The following is a 19,817-nucleotide window of genomic DNA, read 5'->3' as shown; positions in this document are numbered from 1 at the left end:
TCCCTCAGCCGAAGCTCAACATGGCCTGACCTTCCGGCGGCGGCTCGCCGCGCAGCAGGGCCTCCAGAAACGCCCGGATCCGCTCGGCCGAAGGCGGGCAGCCGGGCAGGAAGTGATCCACCGCAATCACCTCATGCAGCGGCAGCACCCGCTCCAGCAGCTCCGGCACGATGCCGGGGGCGTGGGGGTGCTGGGCGCCGCGATCAGCTAGCTCCACATAACCGCGCTCCAGCACGCTCTGGCGGCTGCCACCAGCCACTCCTGCCCAGAGGTTGCGCAGGCCCGGCACGTTGGCGCTCACGGCGCAATCACCGAAGGACACCACCACCTTGCTGCGAGCCCGCAGCTGCAGGGCCAGCTCGAGGTTGTCGGCGTTGGCCACCGCCCCCTCCACCAGGCACAGATCCACCCCCTCGGGAAACACCTTGATGTCGCTTGCCACCGGTGAGTAGACGATCTCCACCGCTGCGGCGAGCTCAAAGAGCCATTCATCAAGGTCGAGAAACGACATGTGGCAGCCGCTGCAGCCGGCCAGCCACACCGTGGCAAATCGCAGCTTTGGGGGTGGCACCTGGGGAGTGGTCATTGGTTGCGCCAGCGGTGGTCAGTGCGCGCTGCAGCCAGCTGCTGGGCCCGCTCGGGGTGGGGCTGCTTCTCGGCGGTGGCGTCCTGCTTACGAAACAGGGCGCCGGTTGGACAGGCATCCACGCACTTGCCGCAGGAGGTGCAGGCTTCCACCTCGCCCCAGGGCTGGTCGAGGCCGGCAATGATCGAACAGGCGCTGCCCCTGTAGCCCACATCCCATACGTGCGCCCCTTCGATCTCGTCGCACATCCGCACGCAACGGGTGCAAAGGATGCAGCGGTGGTGATCCAGCCCAAACAGGGCATGGGAAGCATCGACATGGCGATGGGGGTACTGGTAGGGGAAACGGGAGTGGTCCATGCCCACCTCCACCGCCACGTCCTGCAGCTCGCAAGCGCCATTGGCCACGCAGAAAGCGCACACATGATTGCCCTCAGCAAAGAACAGCTCCACCGCCATGCGCCGGTAGCCCTCCAGCTCGGGCGTGTGGGTATGAACCACCATCCCTTCAGCCACGGTGGTGACACAGGCCGGTTCGAGTTTGGGGTGGCCTTCAAGGGCCACTAAACAAAGCCGGCAGGCCCCCACGGGAGTGAGGCCATCGAGGTGGCAGAGGGTGGGCACGTGCAGACCGGCGCTGCGGATCGCCTGCAACACCGTTGCATCGGCCGCCACCGTGCAGGGTTGGCCGTTGATCTGCAGGCTGACGCTGGGCAGCACTTGGGTCATGGCGCAGCTCCGGCGATGGCCGCCTCATATTCAGCGCGAAAAAAGCGCAAGGTGCTCAGCACCGGATTGGGAGCCGACTGACCCAGCCCGCAAAGGCTGGTGGCTTTGACCATGCCGCAAAGCTGCTCGAGCTGCACGAGATCCGCGCCGGTGGCGCGCCGCTCCACGAAGCGATCGAGCAGCTGCTCCAGCTGCACCGTGCCGGCCCGGCAGGGCAGGCACTTGCCGCAGCTCTCGGCCGCGCAGAAGCCCATGAAATAGCGGGCCAGCTCAGGCATCGCCAGCGACTCGTCGATCACCACCATGCCGCCCGAACCCATGATTGATCCCAGCGCCTGCAGACTCTCGTAGTCGACCGGGGTATCGAGCAGCGCCGCCGGCACGCATCCGCCTGAGGGGCCACCGGTTTGCACCGCCTTCACCACGCCAAGGCTGCCGTTGGGGTTGGCAGGCACCCCTCCTCCCATCGTTTCAACGATGGTGCGCAGGCTTGTGCCCATCTCCACCTCGATCAAGCCGGTGTGGGTGATGGCACCAGAGAGGGCAAACACCTTGGTGCCCTTGCTAGTGGCGGTGCCCATGGCGCCATACCAGGCGCCGCCCTGCCGCAAGATTGCCGGCACGGCGGCAAAGGTTTCAACGTTGTTGATCAAGGTGGGCAGGCCCCACAACCCCGACACCGCCGGATAGGGCGGCCGCGGCCGCGGCGTACCCCGCCCACCCTCGATCGAATGCAGCAGGGCCGTTTCCTCGCCGCACACGTAGGCCCCGGCACCGATGCGCAGCTGGATGGCAAAGCCCGCCAGTACCCCCCTGGTCTCAGCAGCGGCGATGGCGCGGCGCAACCGCTCAATAGCTAGGGGGTATTCGGCCCGCACGTAAATAAAACCCTCGCTGGCCCCCACGGCATGGGCTGCGATCGCCATGCCCTCCAGCAGCCGGTGGGGATCGCCCTCCAGTACGGCCCGGTCCATGAAGGCACCCGGGTCGCCCTCATCGGCGTTGCACACCACCACCTTGCTGCTGCCCGGCTGAGCTGCCACCAACTGCCATTTGCGGCCGGTGGGATAGCCGGCCCCGCCGCGGCCCCGCAGCCCGCTGCGCTCCAGTTCCTCCACCACGGCTTTCGGTGCCAGCTGGCGGCAGGCGGCGAGGGCGGTGTAGGCGCCTTGGGCAAGGGCGTCGTCGAGGCAGCCCGGATCCACCAGGCCACAACGCTCCAGCACCACGGATCGCTGCAGGGTGAAGAAGGGATGCTCCGGATCCAGCTGGCGCTCAGCGGCCACGCCGCCAAACAACTCGACGCGGCCATCTTCGTGGTCGGCGGCAGCTAGGGGACCTTGACCACACAGCCGCAGGCAGCCCACCGACTTCACCCGCTCCACCCCGTGCTGGGCCACCAACCTCTGCCGCAGGGCCGCGGCCCCCGCCGCCCGGCAGGAGGTGGCATCGCAACAACGCCAGGAGATGGCCGCCTTCATGGTTCTGGCAAGGCACCGGGGTCGCCGCAACCAACAGTGCCGTCGAGCACCAGCACTGGCGCCTGGCCGCAGGCCCCCACACAACTGGCGGTCTCGAACGCCACCCCTCGCCGCCGCAGGCCCGCCTCCAGCCGCTCCGCCCCCCGCACAAAGCAGGCGGTGCCACGACACACCACACAGCGGTGCAATGGCGGAGGAACAAGCCGAAACAGGTGATAAAAACTTGCCACCCCCATCACATCGCTAAGGGGTCGCTGCATGGCAACCGCCAGCTGCTGCAGCTCAGCTCGCGGCAGATAGCCATGCCGCTGCTGCACAGCATGCAGGCGTTCGATCAGCGAGGCATCCAGGGCATGGCAGCCGGGGCGATCAGGTGTCGTTGCCACCGAGGTCGTCCTCAAAGCCCTGATCGGGATCGAACTCGCTCCAGCCGGGGCTGGCGTCGTTAAAGAGTCCATAGCGGGCCGCCTCGTCATCCATCTGGGTATTGCCGGTGGGACGGGTGTCGCAGCTGATGCCGCCATCGGCGGTGGGCTGGCAGTTGTCAAACTCCACCCCAGCCCGGCCTGGCTGACCCACGAGCAAACCAGTGCTGATGACCCCCACTGCAAGGGCTGATCGAAATATCAGAGCCATGGGAAATACCCGTGCCATGGGGATCGTCAACCAGAACGGCTTACTGGGATGATGGCTCCGGTTTGGCCTCTGAGCGATGTACACGGACTGGACTGCCGTGATTTTGCTGCTGTTAACTGCGGCGCCCCTAGCCGTGGTGGTGGCTACCGCAGCCTTCTTCATTTGGCGGAAGAAGAAGCAGAAAGGCTGACCTGAAGCCCAGTCCGTCCTTTGAGAATGGCGGCGACGGTGGTAGCACCAATGGCCTGCAGCACCTTGCCCTGCCCTAAGCAATCAAGGCAGGTGCGGTAGCGCTGATCGTCCAGCCGCAGCATGCCGCTGCCTCCGCATTGCTGACAGCGGCAGGAATTTGCGTGGCTTGACCGCTGCAGGGGCCCATCGGAGTAGGTCATCGAAATGTCCCCATTTGGGAACTTAGAGCTATCCACCAGTGTGATCTGCTTTTCCCCACTTGATCCCGAAACCTTCCTTAAGCCTGGGCGCCCCGGAGCACTTGGTCCAGCCGCTCTGAGCTGAGTTGCTGCAGTAATTCAGCAGCTGAAAGGCGGCTGCCAGCTGGCACCAAAGCCGCACTGGCAGCTAGCTGGCCCACCACTGCCGCTGCGTCCATGCCGAGCTGGTGGTAGCCCGCTAGCCCCTCGGCGCCCTCTCGCTTGCTGAGCCTCCGCCCGCTGCCATCGCACAAGAGCGGCACATGGCCGTAGCGGGGCGGGGGCGCGCCCAGCGCCGCCATCACTGCCACCTGGGCACCCGTGGCTCCCCAGAGATCGTCACCGCGCACCACATCGCTAATTCCCAAAACCAGCTCATCCACCGCTGTGGCCAGGTGGTACGCGAGGTAACCATCAGCCCGGCGCAACACCACATCACCAACAGCCGCTGGCCCATCGAGCTCCCCAGGAGCGCCATAGCTCTCCAGCCAATGCAGGCTCCCGGGTTCCAGCCGCAAGCGCCAGCTGGGCAGTCGCCCCTGCACCGGCCCCCAGCCGCCACTGGCTGCCCGGCAGGTGCCCGGATACACAGCAGCAGCGCCGTGGGGCGCAGAGATATCGGCGAGCAGGCGGCGACTGCAGCGGCAGGGATAGAGCAAGCCATGGCGCCGCAGGGCTGACAGGGCCGTGGCGTAGAGCCCGCGCCGCTCGCTCTGACGCAGCACCGGGCCGTCCCAATTGAGGCCCAGCCAAGCCAGATCGGTCAAAATCGAAGACTCAGCACCGGCCCGATTGCGGGGCGTGTCGAGGTCGTCGAGGCGCAGCAACCAGGCGCCCCCCCGCAGCCGGGCGTGCAACCAACTCAGCAGGGCCGTGCGCAGGTTGCCGCGGTGCAGAGCGCCGGTGGGGGATGGGGCGAAACGGCCGCGATACCCCAGCTGGCGCTGGGCCAGACCGGCCTCAACCAGGGCCTGCAGGTGGGATGGCAGCGGCGCAGCAGCCAGCAGGGGGAAGCATCACTCAGGGGCCCACTTTGCCCTGGGCACAAAAAAAGCGGCCCCTAGGAGCCGCCGGGGCAGGAATTACCTGAAACCAGATCAGCCCTGGACGCGGTCTTTGAACATCTTGCCGGCGGTGAAGGCAGGCACCCGCTTGGCGGGGATCTTGATCTTCTCGCCGGTCTTGGGGTTCAGACCCTGGCGGGCAGAGCGCTCACGGGGCTCGAAGGAGCCGAAGCCCAAGATCGACACCTTCTTGCCTTCTACGACCGAGTCGATGATGGTTTCGATTGCGGCGTCGACGACTTGGGAGACGTCGGTCTTGGTGAGCTCGGTGCGGGCGGCAACGAGGTTGACGAGATCAGCTTTGTTCATGGGAATAGGAAGCCTCGGGGGTGGCGGTCGTGTTGCGACGAAAGGTGGCGAGTCGGAAAACCCCGACCGGCCCTGAGATGAGCGCGCCAATGGTATGGGGCTCTGGCCGCTGCTGCAACACAGAAGTGCTCCGGCGCAACGGTTTTCGTGACAATTTCCCCACATGGGGGGTCCAGGGAGGCTCCAAATGGCTCAAAAGACGAGCCCAGCCAGCAGCTGCGCACCCCCATTCACGAGTTTTTCGCCGCGCAGGGCACCAAGCCCACCACCACTGGCGATCCAGTCGGGAGAGCCGGCCGGCAACCAGCTGCGCAGCCGCTCCAAACTGGCCAGCTGGCGGGGCCAATGGAAGGTGCGCGCCGTGCGCAAGGGCGCCAAAGCCGCTGGTCCGATTGGCAACAGCAAGCGCCCACAAAACAGGCCATCGACTGCTCCAGCACGCACCAGCAGCACGCAGGAGCCCGGCGTGGGCCCTGGGGTCCAGAGCAGTTGGACCCCAGGCGCCAGGGTCAGCTGCTCGCCAAAGCTGGTGCACCTCTGCACACCCGGCAGCAGGTAGGCCTCCTGCTCCTGCACCAGCACAGACCAGCCCAGGGCCTCCTGCCAGCGCCGGCAGCGGCCGTGGCCCTCGCGGCTAGTGAGCACAAGCCTGCCTGGCCCCACCAGCTCAGTGCGCTGGCGCAAGATGGCCAAATTCGCCTCAGTGAATCCCGGACAATCCACCAGCAGATCTCCGCCACCTCCATAAGCAGCGGCCTCCAGCAGCCAGCTGCTTCCCCCCTGGCTATCGCGGCTGGGGGCGAACAGCCACAGACCAGGGCGCACCTGCTGGGGCGGCCGGCCGGATTCGGGTGGTTGGGTCAACTGGGTCAACTTGTTTATGCAGCGGCAGCGGGCAAAAACAGGGCAAGGAGTGGAGCGCGATCCGTCCGGAGACGGGCACCTCAGGCGATTGCCTGCTGCCCCGGCCAAGATTCGCGCCTAGCGTCACCGCAGCAGGCTCGGCCCCTTGACGGTCCAATTCAACAGTCCTGAGCTAGCTCCACCCCCGAATCACCACCAAGGGATTCACATCGGCCACCCCTGGCCGCTGGGGGCAAGCCTCACCAGCCGAGGTGTCAACTTTTCGGTGGTGGCCCCTCTGGCCACCCGGATCGAGCTGCTCCTGTTCGCCGACGGTGAGGCAAGCGAGCCAGCGCGGGTGGTGGAACTGGACCAGCGGCACCGCTCTGCTGATCACTGGCATGTGGAGGTGGAGGGTCTGGGCCTGGGCAGCTGTTACGGCTACCGGGCATTTGGGCCGCTGCAGCCGGGCGGCCATGGCTTTAATCCGTCCAAGGTGCTGCTCGACCCTTGCGCCCGAGCGATCGCCGGCTGGCAGAGCTATCAGCGTGGCGGCGCCGTTGGGGCGGCACCCAACACCGGCCACTGCCTCAAGGGAGTGGTAACTGAGCGCGACCGCTTTGATTTCAGCCACGCCCCCCGGCCCCGCCACAGCTGGCAGAAGAGCGTCATTTATGAACTGCACGTGGGTGGCTTCACCCAGGGACCGGGTTGTCCTGTGCCAGCGCAGCTGCACGGCAGCTTGCTTGGGCTGATCCACACCATTCCCTACCTGAAGGATCTGGGCATCACCACCATCGAGCTGCTGCCGGTGATGGCCTTCGATCCCAACGACGCCCCGGCCGGACGCCACAACTATTGGGGCTACAGCCCCTTGAGCTGGATGGCGCCCCATCCCGACTATCTGGTGGGCGATGACCCGCTCAGCGGCCGCGACCAGGTGCGTCAACTGGTGACCGCCTGCCACCGGGCCGGCATCGAAGTACTACTGGATGTGGTCTACAACCACACCACTGAGGGCAATCAGGATGGGCCCACCCTCAGCTGGCGCGGCTTCTGCGACCGCCTCTACTACCAACAGAGCGCCAAAGGCGATTACCAAGATGTGAGCGGCTGCGGCAACACCATTGCGGCCAATCGGCCGCTGGTGCGGCGGCTGATCCTGGAATCGCTGCGCTGCTGGGCCACGGAGCTGGGAATTGATGGCTTCCGCTTCGACCTGGGCATCGCCCTCAGCCGCGGCGACAACCTGGCCCCCCTAGACGCGCCGCCCCTATTTGAGGAGATGGAAGCCGATCCAGATCTCGGCGACCTGAAACTGATCAGCGAACCCTGGGATTGCGGTGGCCTCTATCGCCTCGCCGACTTCCCAGCCCGCCGGGTGGCCACCTGGAACGGCCGCTTCCGCGACGACCTGCGTCGCTTTTGGAAGGGTGATGAAAAAACCTGCTGGACCATGGCCCAGCGCCTGAGCGGCAGCCCAGACCTTTTCACCAACACACCGGTGCATCCGGGTCAGTGCATCACCTTCTTGACCGCCCACGACGGCTTCACCATGGCCGATCTGGTGAGCTTCAACGGCAAGCACAACCTGGCCAACGGTGAGGACAACCGCGACGGCGATAATCACAACAACACCTGGAACCACGGTGTAGAGGGTCCCAGCTCCGATCCAGCCATCACGGCCCTGCGCGAGCGCCAGCTGCGCAATCTGCTCACAAGCCTGCTGCTCGCACCGGGAGTGCCGATGCTGTTGATGGGTGACGAGGTGCGCCGCAGCCAGGGCGGCAATAACAACACCTGGTGCCAGGACAACCCCCTCGGCTGGATGCACTGGCAACCCGATACGGGCGACCTGGCCCTGCGCCTGTTTCTGCAACGCCTGCTGCAATTACGGGCCCATCTGGCCGGGCTGTTCAACCCCGAGCTGCCCCTTGATGACAAACCCCAGCGGCGCAGCGGCGATCGGGGCCACCTCTGGCGCCAGTGGCACGGTGTCGAATTAGGAAGCCCGGACTGGGCGAGCTGGTCCCACACCCTGGCCTGGAGCCTCAATGACAGTCAACAGGGGCCCTTGGTTTGGTGCGGCATGAACGCCTACAGCAAAGCGATGCACTTTGAGCTGCCCAGCTGCCGCCAGGGCTGGCTGCGGGTGATTGACACGGCCCTACCCCCCGGCGAAGACCTGCCTTCCAAGCCTGAGGCCTGGCTGCCCACCGGCGCACCCCTGCAAAGCCGCAGCCTGATGCTGCTGGTGGCTGCCCCCCTGCTGGAAGGCCGAAAGCTTTAAAGAGCGGGCGGCGGGAATCGAACCCGCATCATCAGCTTGGAAGGCTGAGGTTTTACCACTAAACTACGCCCGCGGCAGTACATGCGTACGAGTCACATGCCTGTTGCTGTTACCGAAGTAATCCAGCTCAGACATTATGGCCTGCCCACCCCAAGCCCAAAGCGGCCCCGATGATTACAGCTGAAGAACCAAGCTTGGGGAAAGCAGCCCGGCGTCGCCTGCTGTGGAGCTATGGGCTCGGCGACATCGGCACCGGCATGGCTGCCACCCAGCTGGGCTTCTACCTCTTTGTTTTTTACACCGGTGTGGCCGGGCTGCCGGCCTGGATGGCGGGCCTGGTGCTGATGGTGCTGAAGGTGTGGGATGGCATCAACGACCCCCTAGTGGGCTGGCTCAGCGACCACACCAAGCATCCCTGGGGCCCGCGGTTGCCCTGGATGGCTACAAGCGCCATTCCCCTAGGCCTGGCGCTTGTAGCGATGTGGTGGGTTCCTCCGGGGGGGGACTGGCAGAAGTTCGCAATTTTGGTGGCGATTCAGCTTGTGGCTATGGCGCTGTACACCTGCGTCAACCTGCCCTACTCGGCCCTGGCCTCCGAGCTCACCAGCTCCACCCAGCTGCGCACCCAGCTGAATGCCAGCCGCTTCACCGGATCGATCCTGGCTGGATTGGCCGGCTTGGTGCTGGGGGCCCTGCTGGTGGGCCAGGGCGCGGAGGGCTACCTACGTATGGGCTGGGTGTCCGGACTAACCCTCACGGTGTTCACCCTGCTGTGCTGCTGGGGCCTAGCCCCCTTCGCCCGCAACTGCCAGCGCCCTACGGGCCACCCGGAACCGATCCGGCGCCAACTACAGCGCATCTCCGCCAACCCTCGCTTTCTCAAGGTGCTGGGGCTTTACCTGCTGCTCTGGTGTGCCCTGCAGCTGATGCAGCCGGTTTCGCTGATTTTCCTGGCCGTGGTTATGCAACTGCCGGAGAGCTGGAGCACTTGGATCCTGATTCCCTTCCAGCTCAGTGCCCTGGCGGGGCTGCAGCTATGGAGCCGGGTGGCAGGGCGCCACGGCCGTGTCTGCGCCCTGCGCTGGGGCACCGGGCTATGGATTGCCGGCTGCCTGGGGGCAAGCCTGCTGGTGCCCCTCGATGGCAGCACTGCTCCCCTGGGCAGCTTCAGCAATGGCATCTCCCTGGGCCTACTGGTGCTCACGATCATGGTTACGGGCCTGGGAGCCTCCACCGCCTACCTGATCCCCTGGGCCCTGTTGCCCGACGCGATCGATGCCGACCCCGACAAACCAGCCGGGCTGTACACCGCCTGGATGGTGGTGACTCAGAAACTGGGCATCGGTGTGGCCGTGTTTGCCCTTGGTAATGGGCTGAGCCTCAGCGGCTACCAGGCCTCCCTGGAACTGGCCCAGCCGACTACTGCCCTCACGACCATCCGCCTATGCATGGGCCTGATTCCGGCCGTGCTGATCGCCGCTGGCCTGCTGGTGATGCGACGCTGGCCGGAGAAAGGCCTGCACCGCCAGCCATGAAGCGCCCCGCCTGGCTGACAACACCGCGCTGGCTGCGGCGCCTGGGAGCCAGCCTTCTGGTTGGCGGCCAGGCGGTGAGCGCCATCGCCAAGGGGCGCATCGGCTTCAACGATCTGATGCAAGAGCTGATGGAAGCCGGCCCCGGCAGCTTCCTGATCGTGTTGATCACGGCCTTGGCTGCTGGCACCGTGTTCAACATCCAGGTGGCAGCGGAACTCTCCAAACAGGGCGCCAGCGCCACGGTGGGCGGTCTATTGGCCCTGGGGCTGTCACGGGAGATCGCGCCCCTGCTCACCGCCACCCTGCTCACCGGCAAGGTGGCCACGGCCTATGCGGCCCAGATCGGCACCATGAAGGTGACCGAGCAGATCGACGCGATCACCATGCTGCGCACCGATCCGGTGGAGTACTTGGTGGTGCCCCGGGTAATAGCAATGGTGATCATGGCGCCGGTGCAATGCCTGCTTTTCTTCTGGGTGGGGATCTGGTCGGGCCAGGTGAGCAGCACGCTGCTTTACAACATCCCCCCGGCGGTGTTCTGGAACTCGGTGCGCACCTGGATGGAGCCCAACGACCTGCCCTCGATGCTGCTTAAAGCACTGGTATTCGGGCTGCAGATCGCCGTGATCGCCTGCGGCTGGGGACTCACCACCCGTGGTGGGCCCAAGGAGGTGGGCACCAGCACCACCGGTGCCGTGGTCATGATCCTGGTCACAGTCGCCCTGATGGACGCCCTGCTCACCTCGCTGCTGTTCACCTGATGACCTCCCCTGCTCCTGGCACTAGCGGCGTGGTGCTCGACCCCGCCTACGGCGTATCCCTTGGCGTGATTGGCCTGGGACTGGCAGCCCTGGCCCTACTACCACTGTGGGCTGGGGCCATCTGGCTCAGCCTGGTCGTAGCGGTGTTCGGTTTGTTTCTGCTGCTGCAAACCCGCCTGCTGCGACTGGAATTTGGCGGCGATGCCCTGCTGGTGTGGCGTCAGCAGACCCTGCTGCGCCGCTTCCCATACCAGGAGTGGCTGAGCTGGACAATTTTTTGGCCGGGGCTGCCGGTGCTGTTTTATTTCCGTGAACAGGCCAGCATCCACTTCCTGCCAGTGCTCTTTGATGCAACCAGCCTGCGCCAGCAGCTGGAGCAGCACCTGAGCCAGCTCCCCCCCGCAGCACCTCCCGATTCCCCAAGCGATGTCTGACGACCCCAGCCAGGCTTCCCCTACCCCTGACAGCCCTGAGATCCCTTCACCAGCCCCCTGGCAGGAGCTGGCCCTCACGGAGCTGCAGCAGCAGCGCACAGCCCTGCTTGAGGAGATCCGCCAGCTGGAAGCTCGCCGCGGCCTGATCCAAAAGGAGATCGAAGCGAGCTTTGCTGGCCAGGCCGATGGGGTGGCCAGGCGGCTCAAGGGCTTCCAGGACTACCTGGTGGGAGCCCTGCAGGATCTCGCCGTGGCCGCAGAGCAGGTGGAGCTGGTGCCCCAGCAGGTGCTGGTGCAGCCCTCCCCCCTCGACCAGATCAGCACCACGGCAGAAGCGAGCCAACCCCTAGCGGCTGTAGCGGCCGCGGGACTGTTCGGCCCTGACGAAGTCCTGATTCGCGAGCGTCTGGCCGGCTTTGGTGGCCAGCCCGACTTCTACGCCGATCCCTGGCAGCTGCGCCGCACCCTGGATGCCAGCGGAGCCGCCCTGCTCGACGACTGGTTCCTGGGCCAGGGCGGCCGGGGTGCCCAGCCCAGCTGCGGTAGCCGCAGCCGCAATGCCCTGGTGGCCGCCGCCGCCATCGCCATCCTCGGCGAGCTCTATGGCGAGCGCTTCCAAACCCTGGTGCTGGCCAGCCAACCGGAGCGCCTGGGGGAGTGGCGCCGCGGCCTGCAGGACTGCCTGGGCCTTTCCCGCGAAGATTTCGGACCCAGCAGCGGCATCGTGCTGTTTGAGCGGGCCGATGCCCTGGTGGAGCGGGCCGACCGCCTCGAAGAGCGGGGCGAGCTGCCCTTCATCGTGGTGGATGCGGGCGAGCAGGTGATCGAGATCCCGATCCTGCAGTTTCCGCTCTGGCTGGTTTTCGCGGCCGGCCCCGGCGAACTTATGGCCGACGAAACCTATTAACCCCAATCACCGTGACCCTGCTCACCCTTGCCATGCTGATCGCCGGCTACCTGCTCGGCTCAATCCCCAGCGGTTACCTGGCAGGGCGCTGGCTGGCTGGCCTCGACATCCGCCGCGAAGGTTCCGGCTCCACCGGTGCCACCAACGTGCTGCGGGTGGTCGGCAAGGGGCCGGCCCTAGCGGTGTTCCTGGTGGATGTGCTCAAAGGAGCCGCCGCCGTGCTGCTGGCCAAGACCTTGCTCGACCCCTTTGGCGTTGGCGTAGTGCTGGCAGGCCTGGCGGCGCTGGCTGGCCACATTTGGCCGGTGTGGCTGGGCTGGAAGGGTGGCAAGGCGGTGGCCACCGGCCTGGGCATGTTGCTGGGACTCACCTGGCCGGTAGGACTGGCCTGCTTCGGCATCTTCCTGGCCGTGCTCAGCCTCAGCCGCATCGTGTCCCTATCCAGCGTCGTGGCGGCGCTCGCCCTGCCGCTGCTGATGCTGGGCTGGTTTGCTGACCAGGGGCTGGGGCTGCGCTGGCCATACCTGGGCCTGGCCCTACTCACCACCTTGCTGGTGCTGTGGCGCCACCGCAGCAACATCAAACGGCTGCTAGCCGGCACCGAACCCCGCCTGGGGGCCCCCAAGCACTGATCGAGACAAAGACTGATTGAGACAAGTTCTGATTGAGACCCCAAACTCCCGTTCAGGCCAGCTCGCGGCTGCGCTGAGCGGCAGCCAGCACGGCCTCGATCAAGGCCGAGCGCAGGCCAGCTTTTTCCAGCTGACGCAAACCGGCAATGGTGGTACCAGCCGGGGAGCTCACCATGTCCTTGAGCTGGCCGGGATGGAGATCGCGCTCCTCCAGCAGGGCGGCGCTGCCAGCCAGGGTGCGGTGAGCCAGCCGCTGGGCTAGGAGCCGCGGCAAACCGGCAGCCACAGCGCCATCGGCCAAGGCTTCAGCCACCACCGCCACAAAGGCGGGCCCAGATGAAGTAAGGGCTAGAAAGGCATCGAGCTGGGCTTCAGGCAGCTCGTGCACCTCGCCCACCTGGGCGAAGAGCTGCTGCACCCAGCTGCGTTGGTCTGGGGGCACGTCGACGCCAAAGGCCAGGCCCGTGAGCCCCGCCCGCACCAAGGCCGGGGTGTTAGGCACGGCGCGCACGCACTGCCAGCCAGGAAACAAACGCTGCAGCCGCGCCAGGGTGACACCGGCGAGCACGGAGATCAGCAGCCCGCCCGAACCAGCCGCCGCCGCCGGTGCCACGGCCTCGAGCTGCTGGGGCTTAACCGCCAGCAAAACCACCGGCGCAGACCAGGCTGCAGCTGCATCAGTAGCCACGGCCAAACCGTGGGTTTGGGCCAGGCAGGTGGCGGAGGCTTCGCTGGCAACAACGGCCCGCACACCCTCGCGCTGCACCAGACCTGCTTCCAGCAGGGGAAACAGCAAAGCCTGGGCCATACGGCCCAGGCCCACTACGCCGAAGGTTGGCGTCACAGCCGGCCTAAATGGCGGCGTCCTGGCGGCCCCAGGCCGGGCTGGGGGCCGCGTCCTGCTGGGGCTCGCTGATCTCCCGGCTCACGATCGTGGGAGAAGAGGCCTCGTCGCTGGCGGCGGTGGTCACAGTGACGCAGCTAGGCGCAAACAGGAAAATGCTTTCACCTACCCGCTCCTGGTGGCCGTCGATAGCGAAAGTGCCGCCTGCCACAAAATCCACGGCGCGCTGGGCCTGATCCGGCTCCATCATCGTGAGGTTGAGGATCACGGTCTTGCGCTCGCGCAGGGCCTGGATGGCGCGGGGCATTTCATCGAAGCTGCGCGGCTCCATCAGAGTCACCTCGGCAACGGCCGTGGATAGGCCAGGCATGCCGATCACGTTGGTGCCGGCAAAAGGATCGTCAGCGCCGAAATCGGAGCTCAGGGCTAGGGCGCTGGAGCGACTGGTGTAGCTCGGCTCAGGCTGCTCTCCGCCGTCGTAATCGAGCTCATCGTCGTAGTCGCCATCGAGATAGTCGTCTCCTGAGACAACGGCACGCAGGCGGGAAAACAACGACACGAACCGAACCTCGCAAGTTTCTTTCCACCTGAATAGCGTCCCACACCAATCGCGGCAAGGCTTTCAAGCGGAGATTGGCACCTTCTGGGGAAATTATTGAATTTGGCGCGGCCCAAACAGGCCGCTACCAATGCGCACCCAGGTGCTGCCAGCCTCAGCAGCCTCGGGCCAATCGCCACTCATTCCCATCGAACGCTCCGGCAGGCCCAGCTGCGTCGCCAGGGCGTCGCACTCGCCAAAAAGGACCCGGCGCTCGGCCTCGTCCAGGCCCAGGGGGGCCAGGGTCATCAGGCCCAGGGGCCGCAAGGGCGCCAGGCCACCCAACTCAGGCCAGTGTTGGCAGAGCTCAGCGGGGTCAAAGCCGGTCTTGGCGGGATCGGGGCGAAATTTCACCTGAAAAAACACCGCTGGCTGGCGCTGCTCCTCGGCGGCGATGCGGGCCAGGCGTCTAGCAAGCTCAAGGCTGTCGAGGGAGTGGATCGTGCCGAAGTGGCGCACCACACCCCGGGCCTTATTGGCCTGCAGCCGGCCGATGAAATGCCAGTCGAGGGGCGCCAGATCGGCCAGCTCGGCCTGCTTAAGCACCGCCTCCTGCAGGCGACTTTCACCAAAGCTGCGCTGGCCGGCGGCCACCGCTTCGCGGATCCGATCAGCGGGCTGACCCTTGCTCACCGCCAGCAGGCGACAGCCTGGCGGCAGCTCGGCCTGGAGGGCGGCCAGTCGCCCGGCCAAGGATTCAGATGAAGGTCTGGTCAAACAACTGACGCCAATGGGCGTGGGCCTCGGGACCGTCGCGGCGGGAGCGCACCAGATTTTGCTCAGCAAAGTGGCGAGCATCCATCAGCGGCACTACCTCAAAGGTGGCGCCACGGGGCTGCAGGGTGACGACGAAAAAAATGCGCTGGGCGTAGAGGGTGGCGAACAGATCCCGGCCTTCGGACACCGCCGCCACCCGATAGAGCATCCCGAAGGTGGGATGGTTTAGGTAGCGCTCCGGACTCACAAATGCGCTGCTCGTCAATGCGCTGCTCACCGATGCGGTCGAACTTGGCCATTAAAGGTCACCGACTTTCCAACGCAGCAGGAGCATCAGCAGCAACAATCCCGCCGCCGTGGCGTTGAGCAGGCCCAGGCCCCGCCCCGCAACCGCTGGGCGCAGCAGCTGGTCGGGCGGCAGCCAGACCCCGCCGCGGGCCAGCAGCGCCTCAGCTCCCTGCTCGGCGCGCAGCAACACGTTGGCCAGCAACCGCTCTCCCAGGGCCAGCACCAAGGCCAAGCCCCCCTTCCAGCCCAGCCGCTTGAAATTCACCGCCCGGGTTGCAATAGATCGCAACAGGTTTTGCAGCTCCTCCTGCACCAGGGGCAGGAAGCGCAGGGAAAGCAGCAGGGTGAAGCCAAGCCGCTCCACCGGCAGGCCCAGCCGGGCCAAGGGCGCCAGCAGCCAGCTGATCGCCCACACCAACTGTTCGGGGGAGGTGCTGAGCAGCAGCAGGTTGGCGCTGTGCACCAGGGTGAATAGCAGCGTGGCGCCGTTGAGGCCCAGCTCAGCTGAACGGCGGGTCACCACCAGGGGGCCAGCGCGCAGCAGCACCCAGGGGGTGCCCGAGCGCTCTGGCGGCGGGCTTCCGGGGGGGCCGGGCTGGAGCCGCAACTCCACCGGCGGCCGCTGCAGGGCTGCGGGTGCCGCCGTGCCCGCCGGCAGCAGGGCCGCCAGGGCACCCACCAATAGGGCAAGGGCCAGTAGCAGCGGCACGCTGCGGCGCCATAGCCGCCAGCTGAGCCCGCTAGCGGCGGTGATCAGCAGCAACAGGCCCACCAGACTGAGACGCCAGAGCGGTCCTGCCAGGATCGGCGTTACTAGAAAAATCAGGCTCCAGGCCAGCTTCAGGCGCGGATCAAGCCGGCGCAACCAGCTGCTGCCGCCCGTGGCCGCCTCCGCCGGATCCGGGGCGGCAAATTGGCCGATGGGGATCTGGCGTAAGAAATCCACCTAAGCGCAGGCCCTAGCGCCCACGAGTCTGGCTGCGGGCCAGCTCCTTCTCGGCATCTCGCTGCTGCTTGCCCCGCCAGAACAGCTTGATCGGCGTGCCCTCAAAGCCCAGGCCCTCCCGGATCTGACGCTCCACATAGCGGCGATAGGTTTCACCGAACAGCCTCGGCTCATTGACAAACAACGTGAAGCTGGGGGGCCGCACCGCCACCTGGGTGCCGTAGTAAAGGCGGCCCTGGCGGCCACCACGGCTGGTGGGCGGCGTGCGCCAGCTGAGCGCCTCGGTGAGCACCTCGTTCACAACCGAAGTGGTGACTCGGCGGCGGTGCTGCTCCACCGCCAGCAGGGCCAGGGGGAAGATCGCCTGCACCCGCTGGCCGCTGAGGGCAGAGGTGAACAGCATCGGCGCCCAGTCGAGGAAATAGAGCTTGGCGCGGAGTTCCTTCTCCATCGCCGGCATGGTGTGGCTGTCTTTTTCAATGGCATCCCACTTATTCACCACCACCACGCAGGCTCGGCCGTCTTCTTCGATGCGGCCAGCCAGGCGCTGGTCTTGCTCGGTGACGCCATCGAGGGCGTCAATCACCAATACGCACACATCGGAGCGCTCGATCGCCTTGAAGCTGCGACTGATGCCGAAGTATTCGGGGCCGTAGCTCACCGAACGGCGGCGGCGGATGCCGGCCGTATCGAGCAGCTTCCAGGTCTTGCCCTCCCGCTCGATCGTGGTGTCGATCGTGTCGCGGGTGGTGCCACGAATCGGGCTGACGATCGCCCGGTTTTCACCGCACACCGCATTGAGCAGGCTGGATTTACCCACGTTGGGCCGGCCGATGATCGCCAGCTGAATCGGCTCTTCGCCCTCGTCTTCTTCGGTAGGGGGCAGATAGCTCACCACCTTGTCGAGCAGGTCGCCGGTACCGGCACCATGAATCGCCGAAATCGGGAAGGGCTCGCCCAGGCCCAGGCCCCAAAACTCGGCCGCCATGGCCAGGCCCGCATCCGGCGACTCGCACTTATTCACCGCGAGCATGGTGGGAACCCCCTGGCCCCGCAGCCACTCGGCAATCGACTGGTCGGCGGCGGTGCAACCCTGCTGACCATCAACAACAACCAGGGCTACGGCCGCCTCGGCCAGGGCCAGGTTTGCCTGCTCGCGAATCTCCGGCAGAAACTCGCTGTCGTCGTCAAACACCAGGCCGCCGGTGTCGACCACCCGGAAGGTGCGATCAGCCCAGTAACCCTCTTGATAGGTGCGATCCCGCGTCACGCCGGGCGTGTCGTGCACGATCGCTTCACGGCTGCGGCAGAGCCGGTTCACCAGGGTGGATTTGCCCACGTTGGGGCGTCCGATAATTGCAACGACCGGTAAGGCCAAGGGATGTATTCCTACGTCTGTCCTGTATTGACCCTAACGTCTGCTCTGGCCTGACCCAAAATAGAGGCCCTAACCCCAGCAATTAGCTGATGGGCAGGTCGCCGGGATGCCCCAGCACCGGATCAGCCGGCGCCACCAAGAGCAGCGGCAGTGGCCCGCTCTCCGGCAGGGCTTCACCCCGCTCCGCCAGGTGGGCCAGCAGCCAGTTCACGACGGTGGCGCGGCGGGTGCGGCGCGGGTAGAGCTCGCCGATGGTGTAACCCGCAAAACCCAGTTGCTCCTTCAGCAGTTGCTTGTGCACCTTGGCGATCGAGCGGGTGAGGGCCACCGAGGCGGGCCGCTCGGCGATGAACTGGGGTTCGCTCGGGAAGGACTCCCGCCAGCCAGCGCTGGTAGCCGGGCCGGCGCTCCAGGTGCCGGAGCCGTTCAGCTCGTATGCCAGGCGCGGCCAGATCAGCTCACACACGAAGCGATCGCTGGTGCGGTCGGCCAGCACCGCCTCCAGCAACTCTCGGCTCAGGGGGTAGGGCACGGCAGCGGGGGCGGCCTGAGCGGAAGCCATCGACCTGAAGCATCACAATCGGATCACCATGATCACTGGTTCACCGATCACCGCTCTGCCCCTGCAGCTCTCTGGCAACGGCACGCCCCGCGCCCTGCGCTGCCGCGCGCTGCAGTCGCCGCTGGCGGGGGTGAGCGATCGGATTTTTCGTGGCCTGGTGCGGCGCTGGGCGCCCGATGCCCTGCTGTTCACCGAGATGGTGAACGCCACCAGCCTGGAGCGGGGCTTCGGGCTGCAGAAGGTGGAGGAGCTGGGCAGCGAGGCCGGCCCGATCGGTGTGCAGCTGTTTGATTACCGGCCCGCCGCCATGGCCGATGCGGCCAAGCGGGCCGAGGCCGCCGGCGCCTTTCTGATCGACATAAATATGGGCTGCCCGGTGAAGAAGATCGCCAAGAAAGGCGGCGGTAGCGGCCTGATTCGCGATCCCGAGCTGGCGGCCCGCCTGGTGGAAAGCGTGGCCGCGGCCGTAGCTCTCCCGGTGACGGTGAAAACGCGGCTGGGCTGGTGCGATGGCAGCGATGCGGTGAGCTGGTGCCAGCGGCTCGAAAATGCCGGTGCCCAGCTGCTCACCCTGCACGGCCGCAGCCGCGAACAGGGCTTCAAGGGTCAGGCCGACTGGGCCGCCATCGCGGCGGTGAAGGCCGCCCTGGCCATACCGGTGATCGCCAATGGCGACATCAACAGCCCCGAGGATGCGGTGCGCTGCCTAGAGCAGACGGGCGCTGATGGGGTGATGGTGGGCCGGGGCAGCATGGGCTCCCCCTGGCTGGTGGGCCAGATCGATGCGGAGCTCAGCGGCCGGCCCATCCCAGCCACCCCCGGCGCCCTCGAGCGCCTCGCCCTGGCGGCGGAGCAGCTTCAGTCCCTGGTGGCGGCCAAGGGCGACCATGGCCTGCTGATCGCCCGAAAGCACATGGGCTGGACCTGCCAGGGCTTCGCCGGCGCCCCCCAGCTACGCCATGCCCTGATGCGGGCGCCCAGCCCCGGCGCAGCCCTGGAGCTGCTGCAGCGAGCGGAGGCTGCTGTTCAGGGCAGCACCTCTGGCCAGCTCTGACGAATAAGCAGTAGCGAAAAGTAGGGCTGTTCATCGGCGGGCACCTCGGCCGCCGGCGCCAGTAGCTGGTCGGGCCAGCCCACCCGCTGGGCAAACAGGGCCCCTGCCAGCAGGTTGCGCTGCTCCAGCAGGGGCCGCACCCAGGCCCAGCGGTGGCCGAGCTTGAGCAGGGCCAGCACCGTGGCCGCTGCCGCCGCCTCAGCCAGCAGCGCCTCGAGCTGGGCGGGATCGTCGGGGGTGGGGCGAATCAGCAGGGCGTCCTGCTGCAGGGCCAGCGGCCAGGGCAACCCCTGGGAGGAGGCAGCGGCGGCAGCGGCGGCCACCGCCGTGATGCCGGGGATCACCGCCACCGGACAGGTGGGATGGCGCTCCGCCAGGGCCAACAGGGCGTAGGAGGCGCTGGCATAGAGGGAGGCGTCCCCCTCGCACAACAACACCACGGCCTGGCCAGCAGCCACTTCTGCGGCCAGGGCAGCGGCGGCGGCATGCCAGGCCTGGCGGCGCGGCTCCGCCTCGCTCACCATCGGAAACAGCAGCGGTAGGCGCCGTTGCTCGGGGCCAATCCAGGGGGCGGCGATCTGGGCCGCCATTCCCTCCGCCTCGAGCCGGGCCACCGGGTAGGCGACCACCGCCGCAGCCCTAATTGCCCGCACCGCCGCCACGGTGAGCAGCTGGGGATCACCGGGGCCAACGCCTACCAGGGTGAGGCCTGCCACCGGCGACGGGGCTTCCGGAAATTCTGCCGAAAACACGAGTGGCCTGCCGCTGCAGCCTTTCTAGGCTGGGAGGAGCC

Annotated in this window: 24 protein-coding genes and 1 tRNA gene; 7 read left to right on the top strand and 18 right to left on the bottom strand. The window is 66.7% G+C overall.

The genetic code is table 11. The features are described 5' to 3' along the window. Nucleotides 1–4: 4 nt before the first annotated feature. The 9 genes from C7K55_RS03440 to C7K55_RS03405 all read right to left on the bottom strand — a co-directional run bounded on the left by C7K55_RS03440 (nt 5) and on the right by C7K55_RS03405 (nt 6,099). Entirely contained in the window at nt 5–586 is a 582-nt protein-coding gene (locus tag C7K55_RS03440; RefSeq protein ID WP_106502020.1) for an NADH-quinone oxidoreductase subunit B family protein, read from the bottom strand. Further along, nucleotides 583–1,314: a bidirectional hydrogenase complex protein HoxU gene (hoxU, locus tag C7K55_RS03435; RefSeq protein WP_206603460.1), complete on the bottom strand. Its 732-nt coding sequence runs from the start codon at nt 1,312–1,314 to the stop codon at nt 583–585. Before hoxU ends, C7K55_RS03440 begins: the two co-directional genes overlap by 4 nt. Further along, complete coding sequence (locus C7K55_RS03430) at nt 1,311–2,795, bottom strand: NuoF family protein (RefSeq protein WP_106502019.1); 1,485 nt, start codon at nt 2,793–2,795, stop codon at nt 1,311–1,313. The genes hoxU and C7K55_RS03430 overlap by 4 nt, the downstream gene beginning before the upstream one ends. Then, complete coding sequence (locus tag C7K55_RS03425) at nt 2,792–3,181, bottom strand: NADH-quinone oxidoreductase subunit NuoE family protein (protein ID WP_241518145.1); 390 nt, start codon at nt 3,179–3,181, stop codon at nt 2,792–2,794. Before C7K55_RS03425 ends, C7K55_RS03430 begins: the two co-directional genes overlap by 4 nt. Next, entirely contained in the window at nt 3,165–3,431 is a 267-nt protein-coding gene (locus C7K55_RS03420) for a hypothetical protein (RefSeq protein WP_241518144.1), read from the bottom strand. Before C7K55_RS03420 ends, C7K55_RS03425 begins: the two co-directional genes overlap by 17 nt. A 158-nt stretch (nt 3,432–3,589) precedes the next feature. Beyond that, nucleotides 3,590–3,745: a hypothetical protein gene (locus C7K55_RS13510; RefSeq protein ID WP_161956106.1), complete on the bottom strand. Its 156-nt coding sequence runs from the start codon at nt 3,743–3,745 to the stop codon at nt 3,590–3,592. Nucleotides 3,746–3,900: 155 nt separating this feature from the next. Continuing rightward, nucleotides 3,901–4,869, bottom strand: coding sequence for a tRNA glutamyl-Q(34) synthetase GluQRS (gene gluQRS, locus C7K55_RS03415; RefSeq protein WP_193486136.1), 969 nt, complete (start codon nt 4,867–4,869; stop codon nt 3,901–3,903). Nucleotides 4,870–4,959: 90 nt separating this feature from the next. Then, nucleotides 4,960–5,235: an HU family DNA-binding protein gene (locus C7K55_RS03410; protein WP_006911342.1), complete on the bottom strand. Its 276-nt coding sequence runs from the start codon at nt 5,233–5,235 to the stop codon at nt 4,960–4,962. Nucleotides 5,236–5,427: 192 nt separating this feature from the next. After that, nucleotides 5,428–6,099, bottom strand: coding sequence for an MBL fold metallo-hydrolase (locus tag C7K55_RS03405; RefSeq protein ID WP_193486130.1), 672 nt, complete (start codon nt 6,097–6,099; stop codon nt 5,428–5,430). Nucleotides 6,100–6,301: 202 nt separating this feature from the next. Here C7K55_RS03405 and C7K55_RS03400 point away from each other — a divergent pair, with 202 nt between their 5' ends. After that, nucleotides 6,302–8,368 carry a glycogen debranching protein gene (locus C7K55_RS03400; protein WP_106502179.1) on the top strand — a complete coding sequence of 689 codons (2,067 nt, stop codon included), beginning with the start codon at nt 6,302–6,304 and terminating at the stop codon, nt 8,366–8,368. A 2-nt stretch (nt 8,369–8,370) separates the two neighbouring features. Here the strand turns inward: C7K55_RS03400 and C7K55_RS03395 are convergent. After that, a tRNA-Gly gene (locus C7K55_RS03395) sits at nt 8,371–8,441 on the bottom strand. Between the two features lie 97 nt (nt 8,442–8,538). Here C7K55_RS03395 and C7K55_RS03390 point away from each other — a divergent pair. The 5 genes from C7K55_RS03390 to plsY are packed head-to-tail and all read left to right on the top strand — an operon-like array spanning nt 8,539 to nt 12,637. After that, nucleotides 8,539–9,903 carry an MFS transporter gene (locus C7K55_RS03390; protein ID WP_106502016.1) on the top strand — a complete coding sequence of 455 codons (1,365 nt, stop codon included), beginning with the start codon at nt 8,539–8,541 and terminating at the stop codon, nt 9,901–9,903. Between the two features lie 14 nt (nt 9,904–9,917). Continuing rightward, nucleotides 9,918–10,664, top strand: coding sequence for an MlaE family ABC transporter permease (locus tag C7K55_RS03385; protein ID WP_106502178.1), 747 nt, complete (start codon nt 9,918–9,920; stop codon nt 10,662–10,664). Continuing rightward, entirely contained in the window at nt 10,664–11,098 is a 435-nt protein-coding gene (locus tag C7K55_RS03380; RefSeq protein WP_106502015.1) for a DUF3119 family protein, read from the top strand. The genes C7K55_RS03385 and C7K55_RS03380 overlap by 1 nt, the downstream gene beginning before the upstream one ends. Beyond that, entirely contained in the window at nt 11,091–12,005 is a 915-nt protein-coding gene (locus C7K55_RS03375; protein ID WP_106502014.1) for a DUF3086 domain-containing protein, read from the top strand. The genes C7K55_RS03380 and C7K55_RS03375 overlap by 8 nt, the downstream gene beginning before the upstream one ends. A gap of 32 nt (nt 12,006–12,037) precedes the next feature. Then, the gene (gene plsY, locus C7K55_RS03370) at nt 12,038–12,637 is read left to right on the top strand and encodes a glycerol-3-phosphate 1-O-acyltransferase PlsY (RefSeq protein WP_241518166.1); all 600 of its coding nucleotides are present in this window, start codon (nt 12,038–12,040) and stop codon (nt 12,635–12,637) included. A gap of 52 nt (nt 12,638–12,689) precedes the next feature. Here plsY and proC read toward each other — a convergent pair whose 3' ends face one another. The 7 genes from proC to C7K55_RS03335 form a co-directional block, all read right to left on the bottom strand. Continuing rightward, on the bottom strand, nt 12,690–13,481 hold the full coding sequence (gene proC / locus C7K55_RS03365) for a pyrroline-5-carboxylate reductase (RefSeq protein WP_106502012.1): 792 nt from the start codon (nt 13,479–13,481) through the stop codon (nt 12,690–12,692). 7 nt (nt 13,482–13,488) lie between these two features. Then, complete coding sequence (locus tag C7K55_RS03360; protein WP_106502011.1) at nt 13,489–14,040, bottom strand: cell division protein SepF; 552 nt, start codon at nt 14,038–14,040, stop codon at nt 13,489–13,491. 93 nt (nt 14,041–14,133) lie between these two features. Next, nucleotides 14,134–14,772, bottom strand: a complete 639-nt coding sequence (locus C7K55_RS03355) for a YggS family pyridoxal phosphate-dependent enzyme (RefSeq protein WP_241518143.1) — start codon at nt 14,770–14,772, stop codon at nt 14,134–14,136. A gap of 4 nt (nt 14,773–14,776) precedes the next feature. Further along, on the bottom strand, nt 14,777–15,043 hold the full coding sequence (locus C7K55_RS03350) for a PipX family protein (RefSeq protein ID WP_106502177.1): 267 nt from the start codon (nt 15,041–15,043) through the stop codon (nt 14,777–14,779). Nucleotides 15,044–15,094: 51 nt separating this feature from the next. After that, a complete protein-coding gene (locus C7K55_RS03345; protein WP_106502009.1) occupies nt 15,095–16,030 on the bottom strand; it encodes a CbiQ family ECF transporter T component in 936 nt (311 codons plus the stop codon). A gap of 13 nt (nt 16,031–16,043) precedes the next feature. Beyond that, on the bottom strand, nt 16,044–17,408 hold the full coding sequence (gene der, locus C7K55_RS03340) for a ribosome biogenesis GTPase Der (protein WP_106502008.1): 1,365 nt from the start codon (nt 17,406–17,408) through the stop codon (nt 16,044–16,046). Nucleotides 17,409–17,490: 82 nt separating this feature from the next. Then, nucleotides 17,491–17,970, bottom strand: coding sequence for a DUF1823 family protein (locus C7K55_RS03335; protein ID WP_106502007.1), 480 nt, complete (start codon nt 17,968–17,970; stop codon nt 17,491–17,493). Between the two features lie 28 nt (nt 17,971–17,998). Between C7K55_RS03335 and dusB the strand changes: the two genes are divergently transcribed. Then, a complete protein-coding gene (gene dusB / locus C7K55_RS03330) occupies nt 17,999–19,024 on the top strand; it encodes a tRNA dihydrouridine synthase DusB (protein ID WP_193486128.1) in 1,026 nt (341 codons plus the stop codon). On the opposite strand, the gene cobI is transcribed toward dusB, so the two are convergent. Continuing rightward, a complete protein-coding gene (cobI, locus tag C7K55_RS03325; protein WP_241518142.1) occupies nt 18,997–19,776 on the bottom strand; it encodes a precorrin-2 C(20)-methyltransferase in 780 nt (259 codons plus the stop codon). The two genes, dusB and cobI, sit on opposite strands and share 28 nt — an antisense overlap. Between the last annotated feature and the right edge of the window lie 41 nt (nt 19,777–19,817).

The organism is Cyanobium usitatum str. Tous (assembly GCF_003011885.1).
Taxonomy (GTDB): Bacteria; Cyanobacteriota; Cyanobacteriia; order PCC-6307; family Cyanobiaceae; genus Cyanobium_A; species Cyanobium_A usitatum.
Note: the sequence above shows the minus strand (reverse complement) of the source record. Positions and strands in the feature narration are given on the sequence as shown.